The organism is Variovorax sp. 01N429 (genome assembly GCF_056399425.1).
This window is the reverse complement of the sequence record NZ_JBFTRG010000003.1, coordinates 258,817-285,417: the sequence shown is the minus strand read 5'-3', so window position 1 is coordinate 285,417 and position 26,601 is coordinate 258,817. Positions and strand designations below refer to the sequence as shown.

24 protein-coding genes and 1 pseudogene are annotated in these 26,601 nt (G+C 65.1%); 15 read left to right on the top strand and 10 right to left on the bottom strand.

The features are described from left to right. Positions 1-315: 315 nt before the first annotated feature. Positions 316-2,196 carry an ABC transporter ATP-binding protein gene (locus AC1DSF_RS07405; protein ID WP_478126580.1) on the bottom strand — a complete coding sequence of 627 codons (1,881 nt, stop codon included), beginning with the start codon at positions 2,194-2,196 and terminating at the stop codon, positions 316-318. A gap of 81 nt (positions 2,197-2,277) precedes the next feature. Then, positions 2,278-3,171, bottom strand: coding sequence for a LysR substrate-binding domain-containing protein (locus tag AC1DSF_RS07400; protein WP_478126579.1), 894 nt, complete (start codon positions 3,169-3,171; stop codon positions 2,278-2,280). A gap of 99 nt (positions 3,172-3,270) precedes the next feature. Between AC1DSF_RS07400 and AC1DSF_RS07395 the strand changes: the two genes are divergently transcribed. From AC1DSF_RS07395 to AC1DSF_RS07380, 4 genes and pseudogenes are all read left to right on the top strand, one after another. After that, entirely contained in the window at positions 3,271-4,173 is a 903-nt protein-coding gene (locus AC1DSF_RS07395; protein ID WP_478126578.1) for an alpha/beta fold hydrolase, read from the top strand. 6 nt (positions 4,174-4,179) lie between these two features. Then, complete coding sequence (locus tag AC1DSF_RS07390) at positions 4,180-5,049, top strand: amidohydrolase family protein (protein WP_478126577.1); 870 nt, start codon at positions 4,180-4,182, stop codon at positions 5,047-5,049. Positions 5,050-5,067: 18 nt separating this feature from the next. Further along, a complete protein-coding gene (locus AC1DSF_RS07385) occupies positions 5,068-6,024 on the top strand; it encodes a Bug family tripartite tricarboxylate transporter substrate binding protein (protein ID WP_478143220.1) in 957 nt (318 codons plus the stop codon). Further along, positions 6,024-6,548 (top strand): annotated as a pseudogene (locus tag AC1DSF_RS07380) (carboxymuconolactone decarboxylase family protein); the annotation flags it as partial. The gene AC1DSF_RS07385 and the pseudogene AC1DSF_RS07380, both read left to right, overlap by 1 nt. Positions 6,549-7,072: 524 nt before the next feature. Here the strand turns inward: AC1DSF_RS07380 and AC1DSF_RS07375 are convergent. Then, positions 7,073-7,960 (bottom strand): LysR family transcriptional regulator, encoded by an 888-nt coding sequence (locus AC1DSF_RS07375; RefSeq protein ID WP_478182529.1) that lies wholly within the window; start codon positions 7,958-7,960, stop codon positions 7,073-7,075. Between the two features lie 90 nt (positions 7,961-8,050). Between AC1DSF_RS07375 and AC1DSF_RS07370 the strand changes: the two genes are divergently transcribed. From AC1DSF_RS07370 to AC1DSF_RS07355, 4 genes are all read left to right on the top strand, one after another. Beyond that, entirely contained in the window at positions 8,051-8,863 is an 813-nt protein-coding gene (locus AC1DSF_RS07370) for a DODA-type extradiol aromatic ring-opening family dioxygenase (protein ID WP_478182528.1), read from the top strand. A gap of 144 nt (positions 8,864-9,007) precedes the next feature. After that, the gene (locus AC1DSF_RS07365; RefSeq protein WP_478182591.1) at positions 9,008-9,886 is read left to right on the top strand and encodes an alpha/beta fold hydrolase; all 879 of its coding nucleotides are present in this window, start codon (positions 9,008-9,010) and stop codon (positions 9,884-9,886) included. A 157-nt stretch (positions 9,887-10,043) separates the two neighbouring features. After that, positions 10,044-10,502 carry a DUF6496 domain-containing protein gene (locus tag AC1DSF_RS07360; protein ID WP_478126572.1) on the top strand — a complete coding sequence of 153 codons (459 nt, stop codon included), beginning with the start codon at positions 10,044-10,046 and terminating at the stop codon, positions 10,500-10,502. A gap of 52 nt (positions 10,503-10,554) precedes the next feature. After that, positions 10,555-11,925, top strand: a complete 1,371-nt coding sequence (locus tag AC1DSF_RS07355) for an NAD-dependent succinate-semialdehyde dehydrogenase (RefSeq protein WP_478182527.1) — start codon at positions 10,555-10,557, stop codon at positions 11,923-11,925. Between the two features lie 3 nt (positions 11,926-11,928). Here AC1DSF_RS07355 and AC1DSF_RS07350 read toward each other — a convergent pair whose 3' ends face one another. The 4 genes from AC1DSF_RS07350 to AC1DSF_RS07335 form a co-directional block, all read right to left on the bottom strand. After that, on the bottom strand, positions 11,929-12,381 hold the full coding sequence (locus tag AC1DSF_RS07350) for a DUF1772 domain-containing protein (protein ID WP_478182526.1): 453 nt from the start codon (positions 12,379-12,381) through the stop codon (positions 11,929-11,931). Positions 12,382-12,387: 6 nt separating this feature from the next. Beyond that, positions 12,388-12,588 (bottom strand): hypothetical protein, encoded by a 201-nt coding sequence (locus AC1DSF_RS07345; protein WP_478126569.1) that lies wholly within the window; start codon positions 12,586-12,588, stop codon positions 12,388-12,390. Between the two features lie 235 nt (positions 12,589-12,823). Then, complete coding sequence (locus AC1DSF_RS07340; protein ID WP_478182525.1) at positions 12,824-13,753, bottom strand: aldo/keto reductase; 930 nt, start codon at positions 13,751-13,753, stop codon at positions 12,824-12,826. A 26-nt stretch (positions 13,754-13,779) separates the two neighbouring features. Then, the gene (locus AC1DSF_RS07335; protein WP_478182524.1) at positions 13,780-14,616 is read right to left on the bottom strand and encodes an isocitrate lyase/PEP mutase family protein; all 837 of its coding nucleotides are present in this window, start codon (positions 14,614-14,616) and stop codon (positions 13,780-13,782) included. Between the two features lie 106 nt (positions 14,617-14,722). Here AC1DSF_RS07335 and imuA point away from each other — a divergent pair, with 106 nt between their 5' ends. From imuA to AC1DSF_RS07310, 5 genes are all read left to right on the top strand, one after another. Next, a complete protein-coding gene (imuA, locus tag AC1DSF_RS07330) occupies positions 14,723-15,520 on the top strand; it encodes a translesion DNA synthesis-associated protein ImuA (protein WP_478182523.1) in 798 nt (265 codons plus the stop codon). Beyond that, complete coding sequence (locus AC1DSF_RS07325) at positions 15,489-16,898, top strand: Y-family DNA polymerase (RefSeq protein ID WP_478182522.1); 1,410 nt, start codon at positions 15,489-15,491, stop codon at positions 16,896-16,898. The genes imuA and AC1DSF_RS07325 overlap by 32 nt, the downstream gene beginning before the upstream one ends. Next, a complete protein-coding gene (locus AC1DSF_RS07320; RefSeq protein ID WP_478182521.1) occupies positions 16,891-20,244 on the top strand; it encodes an error-prone DNA polymerase in 3,354 nt (1,117 codons plus the stop codon). Before AC1DSF_RS07325 ends, AC1DSF_RS07320 begins: the two co-directional genes overlap by 8 nt. A gap of 96 nt (positions 20,245-20,340) precedes the next feature. Next, complete coding sequence (locus AC1DSF_RS07315; protein ID WP_478182520.1) at positions 20,341-21,090, top strand: hypothetical protein; 750 nt, start codon at positions 20,341-20,343, stop codon at positions 21,088-21,090. A gap of 20 nt (positions 21,091-21,110) precedes the next feature. Further along, positions 21,111-21,743, top strand: a complete 633-nt coding sequence (locus AC1DSF_RS07310) for a hypothetical protein (protein ID WP_478126562.1) — start codon at positions 21,111-21,113, stop codon at positions 21,741-21,743. Between the two features lie 168 nt (positions 21,744-21,911). Here AC1DSF_RS07310 and AC1DSF_RS07305 read toward each other — a convergent pair whose 3' ends face one another. Genes AC1DSF_RS07305 through AC1DSF_RS07295 form a run of 3 tightly spaced genes read right to left on the bottom strand, consistent with a single transcriptional unit; the run spans position 21,912 to position 24,205 of the window. Further along, on the bottom strand, positions 21,912-22,904 hold the full coding sequence (locus tag AC1DSF_RS07305) for a S1C family serine protease (RefSeq protein ID WP_478182519.1): 993 nt from the start codon (positions 22,902-22,904) through the stop codon (positions 21,912-21,914). A 15-nt stretch (positions 22,905-22,919) separates the two neighbouring features. Further along, positions 22,920-23,303 carry a helix-turn-helix transcriptional regulator gene (locus tag AC1DSF_RS07300; RefSeq protein WP_478126560.1) on the bottom strand — a complete coding sequence of 128 codons (384 nt, stop codon included), beginning with the start codon at positions 23,301-23,303 and terminating at the stop codon, positions 22,920-22,922. After that, on the bottom strand, positions 23,300-24,205 hold the full coding sequence (locus tag AC1DSF_RS07295) for a S1C family serine protease (RefSeq protein WP_478182518.1): 906 nt from the start codon (positions 24,203-24,205) through the stop codon (positions 23,300-23,302). Before AC1DSF_RS07295 ends, AC1DSF_RS07300 begins: the two co-directional genes overlap by 4 nt. 267 nt (positions 24,206-24,472) lie before the next feature. Here AC1DSF_RS07295 and AC1DSF_RS07290 point away from each other — a divergent pair, with 267 nt between their 5' ends. Together AC1DSF_RS07290 and AC1DSF_RS07285 are read left to right on the top strand one after the other, a co-directional pair. Next, positions 24,473-25,627, top strand: coding sequence for a DegT/DnrJ/EryC1/StrS family aminotransferase (locus AC1DSF_RS07290; RefSeq protein ID WP_478182517.1), 1,155 nt, complete (start codon positions 24,473-24,475; stop codon positions 25,625-25,627). 21 nt (positions 25,628-25,648) lie between these two features. Beyond that, entirely contained in the window at positions 25,649-26,599 is a 951-nt protein-coding gene (locus tag AC1DSF_RS07285; RefSeq protein WP_478126557.1) for a glycosyltransferase family 2 protein, read from the top strand. Positions 26,600-26,601: the final 2 nt, after the last annotated feature.

The following is a 26,601-nucleotide window of genomic DNA, read 5'->3' as shown; positions in this document are numbered from 1 at the left end:
CGGGGCAATGCCGGCGCACCGGGTGAGTGCGCGAAATTATGCCCGTGCCAAGTCAGTCGATGCGGCACGAAAAAGGGGCCGTAGCGCGGCCCCGTCGTCCCCGCGCGCGGGGTTTCAGGCGGAAGGAATGAGGAGGGCGCGGCTTCAGCGGAGGCCGAAGAACGAAAGCACGGCGACAACGACCACGACCAGACCGACGATGTAAATGATGGAATTCACGGTGGAAACTCCTCTGTGTTGAAGACCCGTCCAGAATGCCCGCGGGTGGGTTTTGCGATGTCGGCGAGCGGCACGGGCCACTGTAGGACTCGCAGGTCAGACCGTCGATGCCTCGGCGCCGGCGTAGTCCTCGTCATCGCTGCCATCGTTGCCGTCCCCGAGGAAGCCGCCGCTCTGGTGCGACCACAGGCGCGCATAGAGGCCGCCTTTCGCCAGCAGCGTGCGGTGATCGCCTTCCTCGACCACGCGGCCTTCGTCGACGACGATCAGCCGGTCCATGGCTGCGATGGTCGACAGGCGGTGCGCAATAGCGATCACCGTCTTGCCTTCCATGAGGCGATAGAGGCTCGCCTGGATGGCGGTTTCCACCTCCGAGTCGAGGGCGCTGGTGGCCTCGTCGAGCAGCAGGATCGGCGCGTCCTTCAGCATCACGCGCGCGATGGCGACGCGCTGGCGCTGGCCGCCGGAGAGCTTCACGCCCCGTTCGCCGACATGGGCTTCGTAGCCGCGCCGGCCGTTCGGGTCGCCCAGCGTCTGGATGAACTCGTGCGCCTCCGCACGCGCTGCCGCGGCTCGGATGGCCGAATCGCTGGAATCGGGCCGGCCGTAGGCGATGTTGTCGGCCACCGACCGGTGCATCAGCGACGTGTCCTGTGTCACCATGCCGATGTGCTCGCGAAGGCTGTCCTGCGTGACGTGGGCGATGTCCTGGCCGTCGATGAGAATGCGCCCGCCGTCCAGGTCATGAAAGCGCAGCAGCAGGTTGACCAGCGTCGACTTGCCGGCGCCTGAGCGGCCGACGAGCCCGATCTTTTCGCCGGGGGCCACCGTCAGCGAGAGGTTGTCGATCACGCGCCGGCCGCCGTCGGCGTAACGAAAGCTCACATGCTCGAAGCGGACTTCGCCGCGCGGCACCTGCAGCGTGACGGCGTCCGGCGCATCGACCACGGTGCGTGGGCGCGACAGTGTCTTCATGCCGTCCTGCACCGTTCCGATGTTCTCGAACAGGCTGGTCATCTCCCACATCATCCAGTGCGACATGCCCTGCAGGCGCAGCGCCATCGCGGTCGCCGCAGCCACAGCGCCGATGCCGACCGAGCCTTGCGACCACAGCCACAGCGACATGCCCGCCATGCCCGCGGTCAGACCCATGCTGAGCGCATGGTTGGTGATCTCGAAGGCACTCACGAGCCGCATCTGGCCGTATCCGGTTTCCATGAATTCCTTCATGGCCGCGCGCGCGAAGCCGGCCTCGCGCTGGGTGTGCGAGAAGAGCTTGACGGTCGCGATGTTGGTGTAGGCATCGGTCACGCGGCCGGTCATGAGGGCGCGCGCATCGGCCTGCGCCTTGCCGATGCTGCCCAGGCGTGGCACGAAGAAGAACAACTGCACGGCATACAGCACCAGCCAGGCCAGGAAAGGCAGCATGAGCTGGCGGTCGAGCACCGCCGCGAGCACGATCATGGTCGCGACGTAGACGCCCATCGCCACCAGCATGTCGGCCAGCACGAAGATGGCGTCGCGCACGGCCAGCGCCGTCTGCATGACCTTCGCGGTGATGCGGCCCGCAAACTCATCCTGGTAGAAGGCCATGCTCTGGCCGAGCATCAGGCGGTGGAAGTTCCAGCGCAGCCGCATCGGCAGGTTGATCGCAAGCGTCTGGTGCTTGACGATGGTCTGCAGCGCGACCACGCCGACGCTTGCAAGCATCGCAAGGCCGAACCAGGTCAGCGTCGTGCCGCGGTCTTCCCACAAGCGCGATGGCGCCTGTCCGCCGAGCCAGTCGACGATGCGCCCAAGCACCGCGAAGAGCAGCGCCTCGAAGGCCGACACGGTCGCCACCAGCAGCGCCATGGCTGCGATTTTTCCGCGCAGGCCTTCGGTGCAGGCCCACAGAAAAGGGAACAGGCCGTTCGGCGGCAGACGGGGCTCGGGCGTCGGATAGGGGTGTAGAAGTTTTTCGAAGAAGCGGAACAAGGCGAACAGTCTCCAGTGAGCGAAACGCATTCTGCGCAGCACCGCGGCAGAGTATGGCCGCGACGCGAAAGACCTGCGACGTCACGTGCCAACACGGCGGAAATCCAGTTCCCTCAGCAGTTGGGCGGTCCCCCGCGTCAGTCTCGTCGCCGGCCCGGCCATAGGTTCCGCCAATGTCAAGGCATTCCATATGCTCGGAGGACCGAGCGGTGCGTGCGGAAGTTTGTCGCCGTACCCCCCCGCAGTGATGGCACTCTCGGGAACGATCGTAGAACCGATGCCGCTGGCCACCAAGGCCAGCAGCGTACTGACGGCGCCAACTTCCGCCAGGATTTGCAACTCCACGCGCCTGGGCAGCAGCACGGCTTCCACGAGGCTGCGGATCGCATTGGGCGCGCTCGGAAGGACCATCGGGTAGTTTGCAAGGGTGGACAGCCTGACGCGCGGGGGAAGCTTGTTTCCCGGCGGCGCGACCAGGAAGAGGCGCTCACGCATCAGCTGCGTATAGGTGAGTTGCGGTGAGGATGGTGGATCGAACAGCAGTGCCATGTCCATCCGCCCCGCGATCAACGACTCGTGCAGTGAAGAGCTCAGCCCTTCAAGTACGGTGATGACCGCCCGCGGGAAGCGTTCTCGAAAGCGCTGGACCAACGCGACGCTCAACCCATACGCAACGCGTGGCGGCAGGCCGACAATGACCCTGCCGCTGGGACTTTCCCCCATGTCGTGCAATTCCTCGCGCGCGCGGCGCGAGGCGTTGAGCATCACACGCGCGTGAACCAGCAGCGCGTCACCGGCCTCCGTGGCAGTCACGCCACGTCCATTTCGCACCAGGAGGCGCTGACCAAGCTCCGCTTCCAATAGTGCGACCTGCCGGCTCAAGCTCGGCTGAGCCAGATTCAGCACGACGGCGGCACGACTGAAACTTCCGTTCTCCATCACGTTGACGAAGTATTCGAGCTGGCGCAGATCCATAGAAGATAAGCATAGCTGGTATCGAAGCAATGCCGTATCGCTTTGTCCCGCCGAAGGCCACACTCCATCCTCTCCAACCACACCATAGAAGCAGGGATCATGAGACAAAACACTTCTCGCACACTTCTCGCCTTCGTCCTCGCCTTGTGCGCTGGACTGCCTGCCATCGCCATCGCGGCAGACGCAGCAAAGGCCGAACAACGCATCGTGACCAAGGGACCGGTGCAAATCGAAGTGACCTCCCAAGGCCAGGGTCCGTTGATTGTCATGCTGCCATCGCTCGGCCGATCGGGCCGCGACTACGACGTTGTCGCAGCACATCTGGCGGCCGACGGCTTCAGGGTGCTGAGGCCCGAGCCGCGAGGTATTGGCCGGAGTAGTGGCCCGATGCACAACCTCAGCATCCATGACTTTGCAGCCGATGTCGCGGCGGTCGTCGAAGCCGAAGGAAAGGGCCCGGTCGTCGTGGTCGGGCATGCCTGGGGCAATTTCGCCGCGCGCCAGTTGGCGGCGGATCGCCCAGACCTGGTGAAAGGCGTTGTCATCGCAGCGGGCTCCTCCGGCAAGGTGCCGCCCGGATCGAAAGAACTCCCGATCGGCCCGGAGATGCGCAAGGCCATTGATGGCTCCAGCGACCTGTCGTTGCCGGAGGCCCAGAGGCTTGAATACCTGCGAACCGCATTTTTCGCACCCGGCAACGACCCGAAGGTCTGGCTCAATGGTTGGTACCACGAGACCCATGAAGCCCAATCGCATGCCCGGAACACCACCCCGGTCGATGACTACTTCTCGGCCGGTGCGGCGCCCATCCTGGACCTGCAAGCCGGAGCCGACACAGTCGCGCCGCGTCGTTTCTCGCACGTCTTGAAGTCAATGCTGGGCGATCGCGTGTCCATCGTCGTCATTCCCGATGCAGGCCACGCACTCATTCCCGAACAACCGCAGGCGGTGGCCAACGCGATCTCGGTCTTTGCGCGCAGGGTGTATGGCGTCGGGCAGTAAGGCGCCATGAAACTTCTACTTCCGCCCGGCGCCTGCAATGCACATTGCCACGTGTTCGGTCCACGCAACCGGTTCCCGTATGCGCGAGGTGCGGCTTTCATTCCGGCGAAAGACGCACCGAAAGAAGCGCTTTTCAAACTCAACGATACGCTGGGATTGTCGCGCTGCGTGGTCGTGCAATCGGCTTGCCACGGCTTCGACAACAGCGTCAGCGCGGAGGCGGTTGCCGCACGCCCGGAGACATATCGAGCCATCGCGCTGCTCCAGACCGACGTGTCGGACGTGGAGCTTCAGAGGCTCGATTCGGCGGGATTCCGGGGCGTTCGATTCAACTACATGCATCACTTGGGGCACAGTACGCCGATTGACGACGTATTGAAGTTCGCGGCCCGCCTCGAGCCTCTTGGCTGGCATCTGCAAATCCATGGCGACCCGATGCTGTTGGCTGAAATGGCGCCGAAGCTGCAGCGATCCCCTGTGCCGGTTGTCATCGACCACCTCGGCCGTGTCGACGCAAGATTGGGCACCTCCCAACTCGCATTCGAAGCGCTTGTGAGCCTGATGGACGATCCGAGGATCTGGGTCAAAGTCAGCGGGATGGACCGCATCAGCCGCGAGGGGCCTCCTTATGCGGACGCGCAGCCATACGCCAGCGCGCTGATCCGCGAATTCGGTGATCGCGTGCTCTGGGGCAACGACTGGCCACACCCGAATCACGCAGGCCCGATTCCCGACGAAGAGGAACTGGTCGATCTGATTGCCGACATTGCCCCAACGCCCTTTCAACGGCAACTGCTGCTGGTCGACAACCCGCAGCGCCTGTACCGCTTTGCCGCTTTGGTGACCTCGCCGGAGGCCGGAATTGAACTTGAATGACAAGATCGGAGACGAATCATGAAATTGAAATCCACGGCCCTTGCGCTGATGATGCTCGTTGCGACCGCCACCACGCTGGCCCAAACCAAGGTCACCCGGATCGTGGTTTCCTTCACTGCCGGCGGGCCTGTCGATGTGGTTGCACGCGCGCTGTCGGAGCAACTGGGAAAAGAGTTGGGTGGAACCGTGTTGGTGGACAACAAACCGGGAGCCAACGGCGCCATCGGGGCGATGGATGTTGCGCGCTCCAAGCCCGATGGTTCGACGATCTGGCTGACCAGCGTTGGCGCTGCGGCGATCAACCCGTCTCTTTACGAGAAGCTGCCCTATGACATGAAGCGTGACTTTGCGCCCGTGTCACTGGTCGCGAACAACGTCGAACTGCTCGTAGTGAATTCCGCAAATCCCGCAAAAGATGCCGCGCAGTTCGTCGCCAATGCCAAGACCAGCAAGCTGCCTGTTGCAATCGCCTCGTCCGGCGTGGGCAGCATTCCTCATCTCGCCATCGAACAGATCTCCGACAGCACTGGCGTGAAGTTCCTGCATGTTCCGTACAAGGGCGCGGCACCGGCAATCTCGGACCTGATGGGCGGGCAGGTAGGCGCCTTCTTTGGTGACGTCGCCGGCCTCATCAATCAGGTGAAGGGCGGTACTCTCAGGCCGCTTGGCATCGCGTCGAACGAACGCCATCCTTCGCTGCCCGACGTGAAGACCCTGGAAGAACAGGGCATCAAGGGCGTAGACACGATCAACTGGTACGGGATGTTCGTATCGGCGAAGACACCGCCTGCCGTCATCGAGGCACTCAACAAGGCGGTCCGCAACACCTTGAACATCCCCGCCGTGCGGGACCGGATGCTGTTGATCGGTGCAGACCCGGCAGCGTCGTCGCCGCAAGAACTTGCCGCGCTGGTGAAGAGTGATTCCGAGAAATGGACCCGGATGATCCAGGCCAAGAACATCAAGGCTGAATGATGAATACCGAACAAATTCGTGTCCCCCTGGTTCAACCAGGCACGCGCCCCGAACTCGCGGAACTCGAAGGCCGTATCTTGGCGGAGCGAGGCCGCATTTCGTTGCTCTACCAAGTGCTTCTCAACAGCGAGCCTATCGCCTCCGGATGGGAACGCATGCTTACCGCCGTGCGCAACCAGACCCGAGTGGCGGCTGATCTGCGCGAGTTGATGATCCTGCGTGTCGCCGTGTTGAACGGTGCGCAGTTCGAGTTCGACGCCCATATCCCCCACGCCCGCGCCGCCGGTATCTCCGCGGCCAAGATCGCGGCCTGTCGCCAGCCGGCGCTTTCGACGGAGTTCTCGGCACTTGAGACCCTGGTGTTGGAACTCGCCGATGCGATGACACGGGACATCGCCGTGCCGGGCAAGCTGATGGATCGCCTGGGCGAGCACTTCGATCCCAGAGGCATCGTCGAAGTCGTCGCGACCGTCGCTGCGTACAACATGGTGTCGCGATTGCTCGTTGCCCTGAATGTCGTGCATCGGTCGGAAGAGGACATGAACGTTTCATGGACGTGCGACGTCGCAAAGACGGACTTGACCCACGTCGACGGGATCGACGTCTCGGATATCTGGTGGAGTCCCGACGGCACGTGGGCGCGGATGTACGGCGTCGGCGTGCCCCCCGCCAGCGCGACTGGGCTGACCTCTTTGCGATCCATTCAGGGCGCGTCGTGGCTGGAGAAGGCCACGTACCACTATGTCGTCGAAACCGACGTGGCGGAACAGGACGAGGCTGAATTCAATGCCTGGTACGAGCAGGAGCATCTACCCGGGTTGGCGCGGGTGCCGGGCACCGTCTTGGCCAGGCGCTTTCGTCGCAACTCCGGCGCGCCCCGCTACATCGCCTGCTATGACTTGACCACGCCGGCGACGCTGGAGCATCCGGCATGGCTCGAGGTGCGGCACACCTCGTGGAGCAGCCGAGTCAGGCCCCTGTTCCGAAATACCCGACGAACCATGTTCCGTGCCGAGCAAGCGTTGACCGCTGGATAGCAGGCTGCGCGCTAGGCCGTGCCCAATCGCGCGCCGAGGAAATCGATGAAGCTGCGCAGTTTGGGCGCCATATATTGCCGGCTCGTATACACCGCGAACAAGGTGACTGGCGGCGCTGCGTAGTCGGGCACCAGACGCACCAGCCGCCCCGCGGCCAGATCGTCGTCGATCAGCCATTCGGGCAGGAACGAGATGCCGACGCCCGCGTGCACCGCATGCAGCGTCAGGTTGGTGTCGTCGGACTTCATCACCGGCTGCAAGCGCAATGGTGCCTGCCTGCCGCCGGGGCCTTTGAGTGTGAAGCCCTCGAGGTTCACGTAGCTGGGGACGATGGCATCGAGCTTCGCGAGATCGGCCAGCGAAGCCGGGAGCCCGCTGCGCGCGATGCATGAAGGCGCAGCCACCAGATGAAACTGCAGCTTGCACAGCGGCCTTGCGATCAGCGCGGGCGAGGGCTCCTGCGTCGCGCGCAGCGCGAGGTCATAGCCGTCGGCCGCCAGGTCGACCTTGCGGTTCTCCAGATGCATGTCGACCACGACTTCAGGGTATCGGTCGCGGTAGCCGGCCAGTACGTTTGCGAAACGCGGCGTTGCGCACCACACGGGCGCGCTCACCTTGAGCTGCCCGCGCGGCGTGGCGCTGGTCTGGCCGATGGCCGCCTCGGCCGCATCGAGCAGGTCGAGCGCGCGGCTGCTTTGCTCGTACCAGGCTTGTCCCGCTTCGGTGAGGCTCAGATGGCGACTGGAACGGTGAAGAAGGCGAGCACCGAGGGACTTTTCCAGCTGTGCCACATGCTTGCTCGCCATCGGCGGCGAAATTCCGAGTCGCTCCGCCGCTGCGGCGAAGCTGCCGGATTCGAACACTTCGCGGAACACGCGAAGGCTTGTCAGGCGGTCCATGTCGATTTCCTGTGGAGAAACGAATCGGTGCATCGTAGCCCATCGATTTCTCATGCGGAAATCTCTAGACTCGCTCTCAAGGAGTGATCCATGAGCAACATCAACCCACGACTTCCCACCTATTTCATCTCGCACGGCGGCGGCCCCTGGCCGTGGATGAAAAAGGAAATGGGCCCCACCTACGACAAGCTCGAAGCCGCGCTGGCCGACATGCCGCGCCAGATCGGCCGCAAGCCGGCCGCGATCCTGATGATCTCGGCGCATTGGGAGGAACCGGCTTTCACGGTGATGGGCAATCCGCGGCCGCCGATGATCTATGACTACGGCGGCTTTCCGGAACATACCTATCGCGTGCACTACGACGCGCCCGGCTCGCCGGAACTTGCGCGGCGCGTGCAGGGCCTGATCGAGGCTGCGGGACTGCCTGCGCGGACGGATCCCGAGCGCGGCTTCGATCACGGCACGTTCTCGCCGATGGCGGCCATCTACCCCAATGCAGAAGTGCCTGTGGTTCAGTTGTCGCTGCGGCGCGGGCTCGATCCGGCAGAACATCTGGCGCTCGGCCGCGCGCTCGCGCCGCTGCGTGATGAAAACGTGCTCATCGTCGGCAGCGGGCTCAGTTATCACAACCTTCGCGCGTTCGGCCCGCAGGCGCGCGATGTGTCCAAGGCGTTCGACGATTGGCTGAACGAGACCGTCGTCCACGCGAAGTCGAGCGAGCGTGACGAAAAGCTGTTGCGCTGGGCGACGGCGCCGGCCGCACGCATTGCGCATCCGCGCGAGGAGCACCTGATTCCGCTGATGGTCGCTGTCGGCGCCGCAGAGGGCGAAGCCGGCGAGCGCATCTATCACGAGGATGAGTTCATGGGCGGCATTGCCGTGTCGAGCTTCAGGTTCGGATAGCCCACCCCCAGCCTCGCCCACTGCGTGTGGCTCAGCACCCCCTCAAGGGGGCGCACCCCTGCGGCCCGGCAAAGCCGGTTCCGCTGGTGCCTGCGAATAGGTCTCCTCGCGGCGCTGGGAGTGGCGGCGCGTCACAATGCGGCGGTGCCTTACTACTCGACCTTTGAACCGCAAGCCGAGGCCGATGCCGTCCGCTTGATCGAGCGCGTCGATGCGCTTTCCACCCACCACGATGTCGAACACGATGGCGTCCGTATTCGATGGCGCCGTTTCGGCACCGAAGATTCGCGTCCCCCGCTGGTGCTGCTGCACGGCGGCCACGGCAGCTGGATGCACTGGCTGCGCAATATCGAGGCGCTTTCGGCCGAACACACGCTCTGGCTGCCCGATCTGCCGGGCTTCAATGATTCAGGCACTCCGCCGGAGCCGGCGCCCGGCCAGTCATCGCTGGATGTGGTTCTCGGCGCGTTGGGCGCGACGCTCGACAGCCTTGTCGGTGCGGGCAGCGAGATCGACCTCGGCGGTTTCTCCTTCGGCGGCTTGGTCGCATCGAAGTTCGGCGAACGGCGCGGCGGCATCAGGCGATTGGTGCTCATGGGCAGCGGCGGGCACGGCACCCTGCGCCGCATGACCGTCGAGATGATCAACTGGCGCGCCGCGGAGGATCGCGACGAGGAACGCGCCGCGTTGCTGCACAACCTGGCCGCGCTGATGCTGCACGACAAGGCGGCCATCGACGCGCTGGCCTTTGCCATTCATGACATCTCCTGCCACGGCACGCGTTTTCGCAGCAAGGAGATCTCGCTCTCCGGAGGGCTGCAGGCGGCACTGGAGACCATTGGCGGGCCGCAGTTGCTGATTTGGGGCGAGCACGACGTCACGGCCGACGCGCGTCCTCTGGTGGAGCAGCTCGTTGCCGGTCATCCGTTGCGCGAAGGTGCGGTGGTCGAAAACGCAGGGCACTGGGTGCAGTTCGAGCGCGCGGCCGAGGTCAACGCGCTGCTGCTGCGCTTTCTTGCGTAGATCCGAGCTGCGGGCCCGGGTAGCTTGGGGGCCTACACCGATGCGGTCGCGGCGCCCTACACGCGCCGCGGATCGTCGGCCTAGAGTGATCGTTCGTGGCAGCGGAGTGCGAAGCCCTTCGCGCCGCTCCGGAAACTCCAACTGCAGGAGATCCACCATGCCCGAGAAGAAAACCATCGAGCGCGCCAGGCGCGACAAGCGCGAAGGCAAGGCGCCGACCACGCAGGCCGGCGAGTTCGTTCGGGAAGAGATCGAGCACATCCGTGAAGGCAAGCACGGGGCGCGTTCGCCCGAGCAGGCCATCGCGATCGGCTTGTCCAAGGCGCGGCGCGCCGGCGTCGACCTGCCTCCGCCCAAGAAGGGTGAAGCTTCCGAGAAAACGCGACACAGCGCGCAGCATGCGCTGGAAGCCGGCCGCAAGCCCGATGCCAAGGTGTCGCGCAAGCGCTCGCGCGCGACCATCGGCGCCCTGCAGCACGAGAGCCCGGCAGCGGCGTCGAAGCCGGCGCTGGCCCGCCATGCAAAGGCCGTGTCCAAGGAGCGCACCGCGGCAGAGCGCTCGGCAGCGGCGCGCAAGGCGGCTCGGACACGGGCCGCGCACAAGGCCGGCAGGTAACCGGGCGCTGCCCGGCCGGCGCATTGCATTCACCCGGAAGGAGCCCAGCCACATGGCCATCGAATCCATGAACCCCGCCACCGGCGAAAAGCTCGAGACGCATGCGCAGATGTCGCGCGCTGCCGTCGACGAGATCATCGGCAAGACGCACCAGGCGTTCCTGGCCTGGCGCGGCACATCGTTCGAGCAGCGTGCGCAGCGCCTGCGAGAGGCGGCAAAGATACTGCGCGCGAAGTCCGATACCTGGGCCCGCCTGATGGCGCGCGAAATGGGAAAGCCGTTGCGCGACGGCATTGCCGAGGCGCAGAAGTGTGCCGGCTGCTGCGAATTCTTTGCCGACAACGCCGCGCGGCTGCTGGCGCGTGAGCCGGTCGACACGGAGGCGCGCGCGAGTTTCGTCACCTTCAATCCGTTGGGTGTCGTGCTCGCCGTGATGCCCTGGAACTTTCCGTTCTGGCAGGTGTTCCGGTTCGCCGCTCCGGCGCTGATGGCCGGCAACGCGGCGGTGCTCAAGCACGCATCGAACACGCCGGGCTGCGCGCTCGCGATCGAGCAGATCCTGCGTGAAGCCGGCCTTCCCGAGCACCTGTTTCGAACGCTGCTGATCGGCAGTGCGCAGGTCGACGCGGCCATCGAGCATCCGCTGGTGCGCGCGGTCACGCTGACCGGCAGCGGCCCGGCCGGGAGCGCAGTGGCGCGCAAGGCCGGCGAGATGCTGAAGAAGACCGTGCTCGAACTGGGCGGCAGCGACCCCTATCTGGTGCTGGAAGACGCGGACATCGAGCTCGCCGCGAGCGTCTGCACCAAAGGCCGGCTGGTCAACGGCGGCCAGAGCTGCATCGCCGCCAAACGCTTCGTCGTCGTCGAGCCGGTGCGGCAGGAGTTCGAACAGCGCTTTGTGCAGAAAATGAAAGCGGCGCGGCAGGGCGATCCGCTGGACATGGCTACGGAAATCGGCCCGCTCGCGCGGCACGACTTGCGCGAGGCCCTGCACCGGCAGGTGGAGCAGAGCGTGCAGCGCGGCGCGCGGTGCCTGCTCGGCGGCAAGATTCCGGAGGGACCGGGCGCCTACTATCCGCCGACCGTGCTGACCGATGTTGCGAAGGGCATGCCGGCCTACAACGAGGAACTGTTCGGCCCTGTAGCGGCGGTCATTCCGGTGCGCAACGAGGAAGAGGCCATCGCCGCCGCCAACGACTCCTCGTTCGGGCTTGGCGCCGCTATCTTCACGCGCGACCTGGGCCGCGGCGAGCGCATCGCGGCCGAGTCGATCGAGTCCGGATGCGTGTTCGTCAACGACGCCGTCCGTTCCGATCCGAGGCTGCCCTTCGGCGGTATGAAGGACAGCGGCTATGGCCGCGAGCTGTCGGGCTACGGCATCAGGGAGTTCGTGAACATCAAGACGGTGTGGGTGGCGGCATAGGCATCACGCCTGCCGCCAGGACAGCGCCGACGCAGCAACCAGGCAGAGAGCGATGAACACGATGGCCGTATTTGCCGCATGGGAGTACTCCCACTGGCGTTTCAATGACTCCCAATGGGCTGGGACATCGGTCCAGTTCTGCGTCGCTTGATTGGCGGGCAAGGTCCAGGCGACGAAGATCGCGAACATGGCGACGATGCAGGCTGCAGCGCACAGCGCAAGCCAGAACGGTCCGGCTTGCGAGCGAACGACGATCGCCAGGACGATGTTCGCCACGAGCGCCGCAACCCAGAACAGCCCGAGCACCCACCAGCCGCGATAGATGCCTTGGACCAGAAAATACTCCGGCTGGTTAAGGCCGATCTTGTTCGGAAGCGCAGCCAGGTGCGCGCCTGAAGGAATCAGCGCGAGCGCGCCAATCAGGATGGCCAGGAACTGGACGATCCTCGTGCTCATCGCAAACTAGGCGAGCGACCGGACGAACGGCCTGATCTTCTCCAGAAAGACCTTGTGCCTCGCATCGAGCTCTTCCATGTCTTTCTGCAGCTCGGCCTTGTCGTACGGCTCGGCGGCCGCCAGCACCGTCATCCAGCGGTCGTACTTGTCGCGCTCCGCGCGCCACTCGTCGTACGCGGCCCGGAGCTCGTCCCATTGGATGGTCATGTCATGACTATTCAATCTTCAGCACGCCGCTCGCGCTTCCCTGCCGCTTTGTCGTTCTCGCTGATGTCGATGATTCATGATGATTGGCTCCCGCGAAGTTGGTTTGCGAAGGGGAGGGAACGGCGACGCTCCCAACGGACATGTTCGGCAATTGGCAAGCCCCTGAAAGGCGCGAGGAATTCGAGTGTGCTGCGACGGTGCATCTCTGGCTGCCATCCGTCGGATAGCCCAGTGCCTAGATCTGCAACGACGCCAGGTTCTTTTTCCAGAATGCCGCGTCCGGCAAGATCCCTGTGCCGGCCGCCGCGTTGTCGGCCATGTGCTCGGCTCGGCTGGTGCCGGGGATGGTGCAGGTCACGGCCGGATGGCTCAGCACGAACTTGATCAGCACCTGTGCCCAGCTCGTGCAACCGATCTCCGTCGCCCAGACTGGCACGGGTTTGTCGCGCAGCCTGCGCAGCAGCCCGCCGCCACCAAAAGGCAGATTGACGATCACCGCCACGCCGCGTTCGGCCGCCAGGGGCAGCAATCGTTGCGCGGCGCCTTGCGCATCGAGCGAATAGTTGATCTGCAAGAAATCGAGCTTCTGCGCACGCAGCACGGCTTCGACTTCGCCGTACGCTGATTCGGTGTAGTGCGTGATGCCGATGTAGCGCACGCGGCCTTTGTCCTTCCAGCCGTGCAGCGTGGCGAGATGGGTTTTCCAGTCGACGAGGTTGTGCACCTGCATCAGGTCGATGCGTTCGGTGCGCAGCCGCTCGAAAGATTTCTCCATCTGCGCAATGCCGGCCTCGCGGCCCGAGGTCCAGACCTTGGTCGCAAGAAAGGCCTTGTCGCGCTGCTTCGATTCGGCCAGCAATTCGCCGGTGGTTTCTTCGGAGCGGCCGTACATCGGCGAACTGTCGATCACGGTTCCGCCGGCCGCGAACAACGCTTCGAGCACGCCGGGAAGCTGCTGGTAGGCGGCGGTGCCGGGCCGCTGGTCGAATCCGATCCAGGTGCCGCAGCCGACCACCGGCAGGGCTTCCTTCGTGGAGGGAATGGGGCGAGTGTTCATCTTCGATCTGCCTTGCTGCGCGAATCCAGGGAGTGCGACGCCGGCGCAGAGCGCGATGCCCAACCGCAGCAACTGGGTGCGCGTGAGGAGAAGGTCATTGGCCATCATCGCCCGTTATCCCGGTCGTTGCCGGTTCAATGCGCTGAGAACATCGCGTTGATTTCTCGATGGCTCACCGCCTTGCTGGCGTAGGTGAAGGTGCCGTGCTCGCGTAACTCGTTGGCGGCGTTCAGGAAGGCGCCCATTGCGGCGCGCGCCAGCGAACCGCCGACGCTGATGCGGCGCACGCCGAGTCCGAACAGCGTCTTCGCGTCGAGCGTGACGGCGCCCAGGCCCATCAGCACATTCAGCGGGCGATCGATCTCGCGCAGTACGGTGGAGATGTCTTCGCGCGTGACCAGGCCGGGCGCAAAGAGCACATCGGCGCCGGCTTCCTGGTAGGCCTGCAGGCGCGCGATGGTGTCTGCCAGGTCGTTGCGCCCGTGAAGATGGTTTTCGGCGCGCGCGGTGAGGGTGAAGGGAAAGGGCTGCGCGCGGGCCGCTTCCGCGGCGGCGCGAATGCGTTCCACCGCAAGGTCGCGGGCATAGATGGGATCGTCGGCGCGGCCGGTGGCGTCCTCGATCGATCCACCGACGACGCCCGCCTCGGCTGCGAGCCGAATGGTCTGCGCGACTTCCTCCGGGGCGTCGCCAAAGCCGTTTTCCAGGTCAGCGCTCACGGGCAGGTCGATGGCCGAAAGACTTCGGAGATGCGCGAGCACGTGGTCGCGAGAGAGGGCGTTGTCAGGCCGGCCGAGCGAGAAAGCCAGGCCGGCGCTGGTGGTGGCCAATGCCTTGAACCCCATCCCCGCGAGCAGGTGCGCCGTGCCGACGTCCCAGGGGTTCGGGATGATGAAACCCTCGGTGGATTCGTGGAGGGCGCGGAAGGTCCTGGCCTTGTCGGCCTGGGAAAGCTGCGGGGATGAAGTCATGAAGAAATCTCCTTTTTGGCGCGCCAGTGTCTCTCTTTTCTCCTTTGTCCTTCCGGTTGCAGGGCTGAAAATACTGGATGAAAATACAGTTATTCACCTTTTGATCATGGGCCTTCCTTTCCTCGACTCTTTTCCCGCTGGCGCCGGCCGCGGCGTCTGGCATGCCGACGAACTCGGCAGCGCCGATGCGCAGGTCATCGGGACCGGTCACGCGGCGCTGGACGCCCAGTTGCCGGGCGGCGGCTGGCCGGTCGGCGCCATGACGGAACTGCTGCAGGCCGCGCCTGAAGACCCGCTCTGGCAGCTGGTGCTGCCCGGTCTGGTGCAGGCGGCGGAAGCGCGGGGCGGGCCGGTGGTGCTGATCGGCGCACCCTGCGAGCCCTTCGGCGCCTCGCTGGCCGCGCACGGCCTCAGGCCCGAGGCGCTGATGTGGGTCCGGAGCGAGGCCGCAGCCGCGCGGCTGTGGGCCTGCGAGCAGGCGCTGCGCTGCGCTGACGTGGGCGCCGTGCTGGCCTGGTTGCCGCAGGCCCGGGTCGGCGAATTGCGGCGGCTCCAGCTGGCTGCCGCGCAGCACGATGCGGTGTTGTTCGTCTGCCGGCCCGGGACGGTGGCACAAACGGCCTCTCCGGCGCGGCTGCGGCTGCAGATCATGCGCAGCGAGGCCGATGCGGCCCAGATCGAACTCCACATCCTCAAGCGCCGCGGCCCGCCGCTCGCTGCGCCGGTGATGCTGCCGGCACGCAGCGAGCGCATGAGCGCCTTGCTCGCCGCCGCCCGGCTGCGACGCAAGCTGCGCCTGCAACAGCAGGGCACGGCACCGGCGCACGATGCCGCCACCGTGGTGCACATCGAGGCCTGGAAGGAAGGACGCCATGCACTGGATCGCCTTGCAGTGGTTGCCTGAGTCCGCTGGGCCACCTCAAGCCGGCACGCCCCTTCCGCCCACCGAAGCCCTGGGCTGGTGGGCGCTGCAATTCACGCCGCACGTCGCCTGGCAGGACGAAGCGCTGATGCTCGAAGTCTCCGCCTGCGAAAGACTCTGGGGCGGTCGGCTGGGCCTGATGCGCCAACTCGCCAGCGCCAACCCTGCGCCCGACGCGGCCCTGAAAGGAGCGCAGGGCGCGACCAGCCTGGAGGCCTTGGCGCGGCTGCGTCTTTTCGTGCGCGGCGAACGCCGGCCCGACGACATGCCCGCCGGCCTGCCGCTCGACACATTGAGCGCCGCGCACGAGCACCTCGAACTGCTCGCGCGCCTCGGTTGCCGCACCTGGGGCGATGTGGCCGCCTTGCCGCGCGGCGGCTTGTCCCGGCGCTTTGGAACCGGCTTGCGCAATGCACTGGACATCGCCTGGGGCTCGCGCCCCGAAAGCCATGCGTGGCTCAGCCTGCCCGACGTCTTCGAGCAGAAGCTCGAACTGCCTGCGCTGGCCGAAGGCGCCAACGAGCTCATGTGGTCGGCCAACCGTCTGCTGGCGGGGCTGCAGATCTGGCTGCGCGCGCGCCAGCGCGGGGCACGCGCGCTCGAACTCGAATGGACGCTCGACCTCAAGCGCTTCAACGGCGTGAACCTGCCGCCGCACCAGAACATCACCGTGCGCACTGCCGAGCCCACGCAGGACATGGCGCACCTGCGCCGGCTCCTGGCCGAGAAACTCGCGCTCACCACATTGGCAGCCCCCGCAAGCTGGCTGCGCCTGCGTTCGCTCGAAACCGATCCCTGGGCCGGCGCCAGCACCAGCTTCTTGCCCGAAGACAACCGCAAGGGCGACAAGCTCCACGAAATGGTCGAGCGCCTCAGTGCACGCCTGGGCCCCCAGCAAGTCCTGGTGCCCAAGCTACAGCCCGACCACCGCCCCGAACGCATGCAAGTGTGGCAACCCGCCCTGCAAGCCCCAAAACAGCGCCCTTCCAGAAACACCGTGGAACCGGCTCCGCCGGTCCACCAGTGTTGCCCCCTGCAAGGGGGTAGGCAAAGCGACACGAAGTGCGCGAAGCCTGGGGGTGAGTCCATCTACCCGGGGTGGTTGTTGCCGGAGCCGCTGCCTCTTGAGATGGATGGCGAGCGCCCCTGCTACCAAGGACCGCTGCGCAGGCTGATCGGCCCCCAGCGCGTCGAAGCAGGCTGGTGGGGCGGCGTGGAAGAGGGCGGCCAACCCGCAGTGCGCGACTACTACGTCGCCGAAAGCCCCAAAGCCGGCCTGGTGTGGATCTTCCGCGAGCGCTCGACCGCCTGCTTCGCCGAAGGCGAGGTCCGCTGGTACTTGCAAGGCCTCTATGCCTGAACTCAGCGGCAAGAAAACCCGTGCGCTGACGCTCGCCGAGGTACACGCTTTGCCGCAGCCGGAGCGGCAACCGCCCGCGCCCGGACTGCCGGGCTATGCCGAGCTTCATTGCCTGACCCACTTCAGCTTTCAGCGCGGTGCCTCCACGCCCGAAGAACTGGTGGAGCGCGCCTATCAGCTCGGCTACTCGGCGCTTGCAATCACCGATGAATGCTCTGTGGCCGGTGTGGTGCGTGCGCACGTCGGCCTGCGCGAACTGCCCGCCAAGCTCGATGTCTACGAGCGCGAGCATCCTGACGAGCCGCCCATTCCGCGCAACCCTGATTTCCGCCTGCTGTTCGGCAGCGAATTCCGCTTCGATCGCTTCAGGCTCGTGGTCATCGCGAACGACACCGAAGGCTGGGGCAACCTCTGCGAGTTCATCACCGCCGCGCGAACCACCGAGCTGCCCAAAGGCCAATACCGGGTGACCTGGGACGGCAGCGACGTCGCTTCGCTGAAGCACTGCCAGATTCTTTTCGTGCCCGACCGAAAGCCCGGCGGCGCCATCGACATCGAGCAATTGCACGAAGACCTCTCGGCCGCGAAGGCGTTGTTCGACGGCAACCTGTGGCTGGCGGTGGAGATGCTCAATGAACTCGATGACGACCTCTGGTTCGTCACGCTGTTCCAAGCCGGCGAGCGGTCCGGCGTGCCGCTCGTGGCGGCCGGCGACGTACACATGCACGCACGCGCGCGCAAGCCGCTGCAGGACGTGCTCACTGCCGTGCGCGAAGGCAAGACGGTGGCTGAATGCGGCTTCGCATTGCAGTCCAACGCCGAGCGGCATCTGCGCCAGCGCGTGCGGCTGGCCGCGCTCTACACCGACGAGATGCTGGCGAACACGCTCGAAGTGGCGCGGCGTTGCCGTTTCGATCCCGAGGTGATCCGGGAGAACTACAAGTACCCGCTCGAAAGCGTCGGCAATGGCGAGACGCCGGCGCAGACGCTGGTGCGCAAGACTTGGGAGGGCGCGCGCGGCAAATATCCTTCGGGCATCCCGGAGAAGGTGTCGCTGCAAATAGAGCGCGAGCTTCGATTGATCCTCGAGCTCGAATATGAGATGTTCTTTCTCACGGTCGAGGACATCGTCCGCTTTGCCCGCTCGAAAGACATTCTTTGCCAGGGACGCGGCTCCTCGGCCAATTCGGCGGTTTGCTTCTGCCTGGGCATCACTGCGATCGACCCGGACAAAGGCCATCTGCTGTTCGAGCGATTTCTCAGCCGCCATCGCCGCGAGCCGCCCGACATCGACGTCGACTTCGAGCACCAGCGGCGCGAAGAGGTCATCCAGTACATCTATGAAAAATACGGGCGCGAACGCGCAGCCATTGCTGCTGTCGTCATCTGCTATCGCGCCCGCAGTGCGCTGCGCGACGTGGGCAAGGCGCTCGGCATCGATGCGCGGCTCGTCGACGAATTCGCCAAGGACCACTACTGGTTCGACGAAGCCGTGCTGGGCGAGCAACTGCGCGCCGCCGCAGAGCGCGTGGGCGTGCAGGAGGACGAGCTCAAGCTGCTGCAATGGATCGAGCTCACGCGGGAGCTCAGGGGTTTTCCGCGCCACCTGAGCCAGCACGTCGGCGGCTTCGTGCTCACGCACACGCGGCTCACGCGCCTGGTGCCGGTGGAAAAGGCGTCCATGAAAGACCGCTCGGTCATCCAGTGGGAAAAGGACGATCTCGAAGCGATGGGCATGCTCAAGGTCGACGTGCTCGCGCTGGGCATGCTCAGCGCCATCCGGCGTGGGCTCGAACTCATGAACCATTGGCGCGGCACGACGCGGCAGATGCACCAGATCCCCCATGACGATGCGGTGTTCGACATGATCTGCGACGCGGACACTGTCGGCGTGTTCCAGATCGAGAGCAGGGCGCAGATGTCGATGCTGCCGCGCCTGAAACCGCGCACCTATGAGGACCTGGTGATCCAGGTGGCGATCGTCCGGCCCGGGCCCATACAGGGCGGCATGGTGCATCCCTACCTCAAGCAGCGCGATCGATTGCGCCAGGGGCTGCCGATCAAGTACGAGAAGGAAGAACTGCGCGTCGCACTGGAGCGCACGCTGGGTGTTCCGATCTTCCAGGAACAGGTGATGCAGATCGCCATGATCGCGGCCGAGTTCTCGGCCGACGAGGCCGATCAGTTGCGCCGCGCCATGGCGGCCTGGAAGCGCAAGGGCGGTCTCGACAAGTTCCACGACAAGCTGGTCGACGGCATGGTCAAGCGGGGCTACGAACGCCCGTTTGCCGAGGCGATCTTTCAGCAGGTGCTCGGCTTCGGCGACTACGGCTTTCCTGAAAGCCATGCGGCCAGCTTTGCGCTGCTGGTATCGGTGAGCTCGTGGATCAAGTATCACGAGCCCGCCTGCTTCCTGGCCGCATTGCTCGATGCCCAGCCGATGGGCTTCTACAGCCCTTCGCAGCTCGTGCAGGATGCGCGGCGCCATGGCGTCGAGGTGCGGCCGGTCGATGTGACGACGAGCGAATTCGACAGCAGCCTCGAAGCTCGCGCGCCCGATGCGCCGCGCATGCCGACTGGCACCGAGGCTCGCTATGCCGATCGGCTGGGGCGCGCGCCGCAGCCAGCCGTGCGCCTGGGTCTGCGCCGCGTCTCGCGCCTCAGCGAGGCGGGCGCCAAACGTCTTCTGGCCGCGCGTGCGCAGGCGCCTTTCACCAGCACCGAAGACCTTGCACTTCGCGCCGAACTTGATGGCAAGGACATGGCGGCACTGGCCGCGGCCGATGCGCTGATGGCGCTCTCCGGCCATCGTCGACAGCAGGTGTGGGATGCAACCGCGCAGCGCCGCGCGCCCGCGCTGCTCAAGGGTGTGCCGATCAACGAGCCGGCGTTGCAACTGCCCGTTGCGTCCGAAGGCGAGGAGATCGTCGGCGACTACGCATCGTTGGGCCTCACGCTGCGGCGCCATCCGCTGGCGCTCCTGCGCTCGCGGCTGGCGCGCATGAACCTCATGAGCGCGGAGCAACTGCGCTCACTGCCCAGCGGCCGGACCGTGCGCGCCTGCGGCATCGTGCAAGTCCGCCAGCGTCCGCAGACCGCCAACGGCACCATCTTCGTCACGCTCGAAGACGAGACCGGCAACGTCAACATCATCGTCTGGAGCCACGTGGTCGAGACTTGGCGCGAGCAGGTGCTCAAGGCGAAGCTGCTGGCTGTGCAGGGCACCTGGCAGCGCGACATGGACACCGGAGGCGAGGTGCGGCATGTGGTGGCGACCGGATTCAAGGATCTGACGCCGCTGCTGGGAAGGCTCGCTCAAAGCAACAGCAGCCGCGACTTTCATTGACTCAGGCTTGCTCGCTTTTGCGTGAGGTCCCTGGCTTATAGTGGCCGCGCCGACGCGCAGTTGCGCCGGTAAAAAAAAGATTCAGGGAGATTCAATATGACGAACCGTTCGCGGTCGGCGCAGCGCCGATCGCATTTCCGCGCGTGCCCCGCCCGGGGCTTTGCCTTAAGCAATGCCGGCCTATTGCGCAGATGGCTCGCAGCAGCCAGCACGCCAATATCCTTGGTGGTTCTGGCATTCGTGGCCTTCCTAGCATTGCATGGAACTGCCGCCCATGCGGCTCCAGTGACATGGCCGGCCAGATATGGCGAAGTATTGGACCTCTACGAGGCCGATAGGCAACAAAGACCACCCGTGTTCAACGTCGCCACGGAGGCAGAAGCCTGTCAGGCGGAAAACCAGAATCTCATTCGTGGGTTCCGCGGTGCTTTCAAGTACTGCAATCCGCCCACCGCTGCGGACGTGGCGGCACAACTTCAAAAGCTCAGGGGCTTGGCCGACGAAGACTATTCCTTCGCGCTCATCGCGCATTCGCAAGGCAATCTGTTCGTGAACAGCGCTTATGACGGGCTTCGCGGCAGTCACCCGGACACCAAGGCCGGTGTGATTCACGTTGCCCCGGCTTCGCCGACGCAGAGAGGCGAACACCTGTTGGCCGATATCGATCTCGTCATCAATGGTCTGCGTGTTCAGGGCATCAGCGCTGTGGCGCCAATCAACATCAATCTGCCAGCAAGCAAGAGCGACCTGAGCGGACATACCTTGGTTGACACCTATCTTGACCCGACCCGTGCGGCGCGGGAAAAGATCAACGGGATGGTTCAGGCCGTGCTCGGCAAGCTCTAGGTTCTATACGGGGAGAAAAAATGAAAATGGCAGGATTTTTGAAATCGCTCATCGGTGGCGTTCTCTTGGCAGCAATTCTTGGGGCCTGCGGCGGCGGTAGTGGCGGTGGCTCAGGCTCCTTCGGAGCGGGCACAGGTTCGTCCACGTCATCGACCGGTAGCTCGTCCGAACCGTCGTCTGGCTCGTCATTCGGTTCGTCGCCCACTGCGCCGGGAAGTCTCACGCTCGCCCAGCAGAGCGAACAGCTGGAGCGCAAAGGGGGCTATCCCACACTGGATCGTTCGTCCGACATTGCAGGGCCGGACGCCAACAAGAATGGCGTACGCGACGATATCGAGACTTGGATCGGCACGCTCGACGTGACCGAGCCGCAGCGCAAGGCGCTTACGCAGAATGCGAGCGCTATTCAGCAAACTCTGATCATTGACCTCACGGACAAGGCTGCAGTGCAACTAGCGGGAGAAAAAATCATGGCTGCGGTCAACTGCGGTGGAGACAGATTTACTCCCCATGCGCAGTTCTCCAAGTTGGGGGGAAAGATCGAAGCCATGACCGCAAATACCCGGCAGCGCGCGGAGCGCTACATGCAATACAACAAAGCACGTTCCGGCAGCAGCACGACTCTCCCCAACTACGACACCTGCGAACCGTAAACGGCGGCGTCTTCCGGGCACCGCCATCCGGCATTTCGCGCACCACTCCCGCGATGCCTCACGCTCGCAAAGCAGCTTGAATGACTAAAAAGGAAGGGTAGTTGCGGCGAACCGCTCCGAGTTCAACGCGATTCGAAGAAGCGCAGCGGCGGGGAACGGTTGCCGTCTTCACGAAAATGGCGGCGCCGGCCGCTCGTGCGCGGTCACCGTGCGCTTGATGAGCTTGCCTTCGCGAAGCAGCGACACCTGAACAGGTCGCCCAACGCGCTCGGCACCCAGCAGCCGCAGCAAGTCGTCCGCGCCCCGCACGACGACATCGTCGAGCGCGATGAGGATGTCGCCGACGCGCAAGCCCGCCAGATCGGCTGCGCCGCCGGCCTGCACTTCGCCGATGCGCACCGCGTGCGCGTCCGAATGAATCGCCAGCGCCACCCGCCGTGACATGGGCACAGTCTGCGCCGCAATGCCCAGATGCGCGCGCCGCACGCGGCCGTGGGCAATGAACTCGCCGATCACGAAGCGCGCCGTATTGCTCGACACCGCGAAAGCGAGACCCTGCGCACCGGCGATCATCGCCGTGTTGATGCCCACCACCAGCCCCGAGGCAGCCACCAGCGCACCGCCGGAGTTGCCGGGATTGAGCGCTACATCCGTCTGGATGACGTCGTCGATCAGGTGTCCGCTCTGGGAGCGCAGCGACCGGCCCAGCGCCGAGACGATGCCCGCGGTGATCGTCGATTCGAAACCCAGCGGATTGCCGATGGCCACCACCAAGTGCCCACGTTTCAGCACCTTTGAATCGCCCAGCTTCGCCGTTGCCGCGCCGCGCGGCAGTTCCACGCGCAGCAGCGCGAGATCGGTTGCGGGATCGTCGCCCAGGACTTCCGCTTCCCGGTCGCCCGCCTCAGTAAGCCCGATGCGAACCCGGCGCGCACCGCCGACGACATGGCTGTTCGTCAACACCAATCCGTCGCCGGCAATCACCACGCCGGAGCCGAGACCGCTGCGGCGCCCGGAACCGCCCTGTACGCGCACGACAGCCGCACCCACACTGTCGGCCACGCTTGCGACCGCGTGCGAGTAGGCATCGATGAGCGCGTCCTGGCCCGCCTCGGCCTCTTCGCCGCTGGTGAGGATGGAAGGTGTGTTGTCGTCAAACATGATGACCTCATGACCTCAGAGATGGATGACGCCTTGCCGGACGGCCTGTGCCACTGCGTCCGTGCGGCCGGTGGCGTCGAGCTTGTCGAGCAGCGAGCCCACGTGGAACTTGGCCGTGTGGACGGAGATGCCCAATCGCCGCGCGATGCCTTTGTTCGATGCGCCTTCGGCCATGAGCGCCAGCACTTCGAGTTCCCGCCGCGTCAGGGAGCTGTCTGCATTCGAGTCGGTCTCGGGGTTGGCGTTGGCCACAACCAGAGCGACATCCGCGGGCTCGCCACGCCGCGCGATGCGCACACCGGGAGCGTCCGCAAGCGATGCCAGCAGCCGTTCGGACAATTCGGCGTCTTCGACATCGACCGCGATCACGATCGCATCCGTGGTGCTCGTCTTGTTCAATCGGCCGGCCTTTCGCCGATGGTGATTTGTGCTTCTGTCGGCTGCCCGGCGCGTTGCAGCGACAACTTGACGATGGTGCCTACACTGGCGGGTCCCAGCGAGCGCAACAGCGTCTGCACGCTGCGCAGCGGTTCGTTGTTCCAGGCGAGGATCACGTCGCCTTGATGCAGTCCTGCTGCCGCAGCGGGGCCGTCGCGGTCGACGCCCATGACCATCGCGCCGATGCCCTCCGGCCCGGCCTTCACTGGCTGGAGCGCTACGCCGAGATAGCCGCGCGGCACTCTCCCGTGGGCGGCAAGCTGTGCGGCGACGCGGTCGATCGTTGCGCCTGGAATGACGATCACGCGCCGGCGCGGCCCGAACACGCTCATGCCGATGGCACGGCCCAGCGCATCGAGCGCCAGTCCGCCTTCGGCGCTGCGGCGCATCGTTAGCCCGAGTTCGATGCGTGCGTCGATTTCGCCGCCGCGCAGGCTGCGCCATGCGGGGCCGGAGAGCGCAACCAAGCCAGCAGCCGCGGTCGGCGTGCCGTCAAAAGACCCGATTGCAAGCGCGATCGAACCGACGCGCACCGTCGCTGCATCGAACGTGACCGGGGAAGGCGCAGCACTTTCGAGACGAAGCAGCGCAACGTCAGTGCCGGCATCGCGCCCGACGAGCGTAGCTTTGGTGCTTGCTCCGCCTGGCAGGCGCACCGTCAGGTCCGTCGTGCCCGTCAGGTCGTCAGGCAGTGCTTCTTCGCTGGTGACGACCAGCCCGTCGCGCCACGCAATGCCGGTGATGCGCGCGCGCCCGGCATGCACTGCGACCACGCTGCCGGCTGCGGCGGCGACGACGTCAGCCATTGCTGCCGACAGTTGTTCGAGAGAGAAAGAACGGGGGGTTTCGCGGATATCGGCCATGGGAGCTCCTTAGATGGCTTCATTGTGTGAAGCCGCAAGGGCTTGCCGCTACTGCCCTGTTGGGCAGGGTCAGGGTCGGCCGGGGCACACCACCCGGCTTGCGGACGCCATCAAGCGCCATCGTCCGACAAACCTGGTTACGAAATCGGGGTTAAAGACGAGGGCAGCCAGCCCAACGTTAAGAAATAACGTTTAAAAACAACGCGACAAGAGCAAGTCACTGGCTGATCCGCTGATCCAGACCCTTGAGGGAGGTGCCAGATGTCCGTGCGCGGCAAAGACAATTTCATGGTTTTCGGCTCGCCGAGGATCGAGGAAGACGAGATTCGTGAAGTCGAAGCCGTGATGCGCTCCGGCTGGCTGGGCACTGGCCCTCGGGTTGCGCAGTTCGAACGGGAGTTCGGCCGCTACCGCGGCGCGCCGCATGCCGTGGCACTGAATTCGTGCTCCGCGGCATTGCATCTGTCGCTCTTGGCTTCGGGCGTCCAGCCTGGCGACGAAGTCATCACGACGCCGATGACCTTCTGCGCGACGGCCAACGCGATCATTCACGCAGGCGCAACGCCGGTGCTTGCCGACATCGATCCGAAGACGCTGAACATCGATCCCTCCCAAGTGCGCGCCAAACTGACTTCTCGAACGCGCGCCATCGTTCCGGTCCATTTCGCAGGCCGTCCTTGCGAGATGGACACGCTGATGTCGATGGCACGCGACCAGAACCTCAAGGTCATCGAAGACTGCGCTCACGCCATCGAAACCGAGTACCGCGGGCGCAACGTCGGGACGATCGGGGACTTCGGCTGTTTCTCTTTCTACGTGACCAAGAACCTCATGACGGGCGAGGGGGGCATGGTGTTCGCGCGCAGGGAGGAAGACGCAGCCACCATCAAGGTCCTCGGTCTTCATGGCATGACCAAGGATGCATGGAAGCGATTCGGTGACGAAGGCTACAAGCACTATCACGTCGTCGCGCCGGGCTTCAAATACAACATGATGGACTTGCAGGCTGCCATCGGCCTGAAGCAGCTCGCACGCGTCGAGGCGTACTGGCAGCGGCGCAAGGCGATCTGGGAACGCTACATGGAAGAACTGGCCGACCTGCCCATCGAGCTGCCACCGGAGATTGCACCCGATACGCGTCATGCCCATCACCTCTTCAGCATCCAGGTCGACAAGGCGCGATGCGGCATTGCGCGCGACGAGTTCCTCGACGCGATGACCGCGCAGGGCATCGGCATCGGCGTGCACTATCTCGCCTTGACCGAGCACCCGTACTACCAGCACACCTTCGGGTGGCGGCCTGAAGATACGCCGCACGCCACGCGCGTGGGCAGGCAGACGGTTTCGCTGCCCCTTTCCGCCAAGCTGACCGATGAGGATGTCGACGACGTGATCGAGGCGGTGCGACGGGTCCTGCAGTGACGCGCTCGGGGATGTCGCATCGTGCAGATCTCCATCCTCATTCCGGCATACGCCCGACCCGAGCAGCTCGGCGAAGCGCTTCAAAGCATCGCGATGCAAGACCGCGCGCTGATCGGCGAGATCATCATCGGCGACGACAGTCCGCCTCGCTACTGGCCCGCGAACCGGGCGGCCGTTGCCGCGAGCGGGCTGGCAGAGCTCATCGAATACGTGCCGAGCGATCCGCCCAAGGGGATCTATCCCAATCACTGGTTTCTGGCATCGAAGGCGCGCTTCGAACATCTGCTCTTCCTGCACAACGACGATCTGCTCCGCCCCTTCGCCTTGCGAGCGCTGGCCGATGCCTGTGCCAACGAGAGCGACCCGCGCGTGAAGCTCTGGTTCGGCAAGCAGCAGATCATCGACGAGTCCGGTGCGGTGGACACGTGGAATTCGGCGAGCAACGACTTCTGGTACGGCAGGGACGGGCCGGGCGGTGCCCGCCCTGTGTGGGAATGGTGCCTCACGGAGTCCATCCCCGCGGACGCCTATCTGGTGGAGAAGGCCACGTATCTGCAACTCATGCGAGGTGAGCGCGACGGCAATGTCGGGGATTGGGCCTTCTCGGTGAGGCTGGCCAACAGCGGCAACTGGGCGCGTCTGGTTGCGGAGCCGGTCTCGCGCTACAGGGTGCAGAAAGGGTCGGTCACCAGCAGCGGACGTGGCGTCGACGCGCATCGGGCGTTCGAACTCGCCCGCGAGTTGCGCGTGCCGGCCGAGTTCGAAAAGGCGAGGGCCAAGCGCCTTTATCGCCACATGCTGGTCGTGGCAAGCCGCTATGTGCGGGACGGAGAGCGGATGAACGGATGGCGCGCGTTCCTGTCGCCGCACATTCCATGGTGGCAGCGGTTCACGCTGCGCTCGGCCTGGGTGCTGGTGATGCTGTCCACGCCGCGTTCGCTGTGGCATTGGGCCCTGCGCTACAAGGAGTGAGC

What these genes read in the sequence shown, in the direction of transcription:
- AC1DSF_RS07400 (WP_478126579.1), bottom strand. Translation starts at nt 3,171, where the DNA reads ATGGATCTGCGCCAGCTCGAATACTTCGTCAACGTGATGGAGAACGGA.
- AC1DSF_RS07395 (WP_478126578.1), top strand. Translation starts at nt 3,271, where the DNA reads ATGAGACAAAACACTTCTCGCACACTTCTCGCCTTCGTCCTCGCCTTG.
- AC1DSF_RS07390 (WP_478126577.1), top strand. Translation starts at nt 4,180, where the DNA reads ATGAAACTTCTACTTCCGCCCGGCGCCTGCAATGCACATTGCCACGTG.
- AC1DSF_RS07385 (WP_478143220.1), top strand. Translation starts at nt 5,068, where the DNA reads ATGAAATTGAAATCCACGGCCCTTGCGCTGATGATGCTCGTTGCGACC.
- AC1DSF_RS07375 (WP_478182529.1), bottom strand. Translation starts at nt 7,960, where the DNA reads ATGGACCGCCTGACAAGCCTTCGCGTGTTCCGCGAAGTGTTCGAATCC.
- AC1DSF_RS07370 (WP_478182528.1), top strand. Translation starts at nt 8,051, where the DNA reads ATGAGCAACATCAACCCACGACTTCCCACCTATTTCATCTCGCACGGC.
- AC1DSF_RS07360 (WP_478126572.1), top strand. Translation starts at nt 10,044, where the DNA reads ATGCCCGAGAAGAAAACCATCGAGCGCGCCAGGCGCGACAAGCGCGAA.
- AC1DSF_RS07355 (WP_478182527.1), top strand. Translation starts at nt 10,555, where the DNA reads ATGGCCATCGAATCCATGAACCCCGCCACCGGCGAAAAGCTCGAGACG.
- AC1DSF_RS07350 (WP_478182526.1), bottom strand. Translation starts at nt 12,381, where the DNA reads ATGAGCACGAGGATCGTCCAGTTCCTGGCCATCCTGATTGGCGCGCTC.
- AC1DSF_RS07345 (WP_478126569.1), bottom strand. Translation starts at nt 12,588, where the DNA reads ATGACCATCCAATGGGACGAGCTCCGGGCCGCGTACGACGAGTGGCGC.
- AC1DSF_RS07340 (WP_478182525.1), bottom strand. Translation starts at nt 13,753, where the DNA reads ATGATGGCCAATGACCTTCTCCTCACGCGCACCCAGTTGCTGCGGTTG.
- AC1DSF_RS07335 (WP_478182524.1), bottom strand. Translation starts at nt 14,616, where the DNA reads ATGACTTCATCCCCGCAGCTTTCCCAGGCCGACAAGGCCAGGACCTTC.
- imuA (WP_478182523.1), top strand. Translation starts at nt 14,723, where the DNA reads ATGGGCCTTCCTTTCCTCGACTCTTTTCCCGCTGGCGCCGGCCGCGGC.
- AC1DSF_RS07325 (WP_478182522.1), top strand. Translation starts at nt 15,489, where the DNA reads ATGCACTGGATCGCCTTGCAGTGGTTGCCTGAGTCCGCTGGGCCACCT.
- AC1DSF_RS07320 (WP_478182521.1), top strand. Translation starts at nt 16,891, where the DNA reads ATGCCTGAACTCAGCGGCAAGAAAACCCGTGCGCTGACGCTCGCCGAG.
- AC1DSF_RS07315 (WP_478182520.1), top strand. Translation starts at nt 20,341, where the DNA reads ATGACGAACCGTTCGCGGTCGGCGCAGCGCCGATCGCATTTCCGCGCG.
- AC1DSF_RS07310 (WP_478126562.1), top strand. Translation starts at nt 21,111, where the DNA reads ATGAAAATGGCAGGATTTTTGAAATCGCTCATCGGTGGCGTTCTCTTG.
- AC1DSF_RS07305 (WP_478182519.1), bottom strand. Translation starts at nt 22,904, where the DNA reads ATGTTTGACGACAACACACCTTCCATCCTCACCAGCGGCGAAGAGGCC.
- AC1DSF_RS07295 (WP_478182518.1), bottom strand. Translation starts at nt 24,205, where the DNA reads ATGGCCGATATCCGCGAAACCCCCCGTTCTTTCTCTCTCGAACAACTG.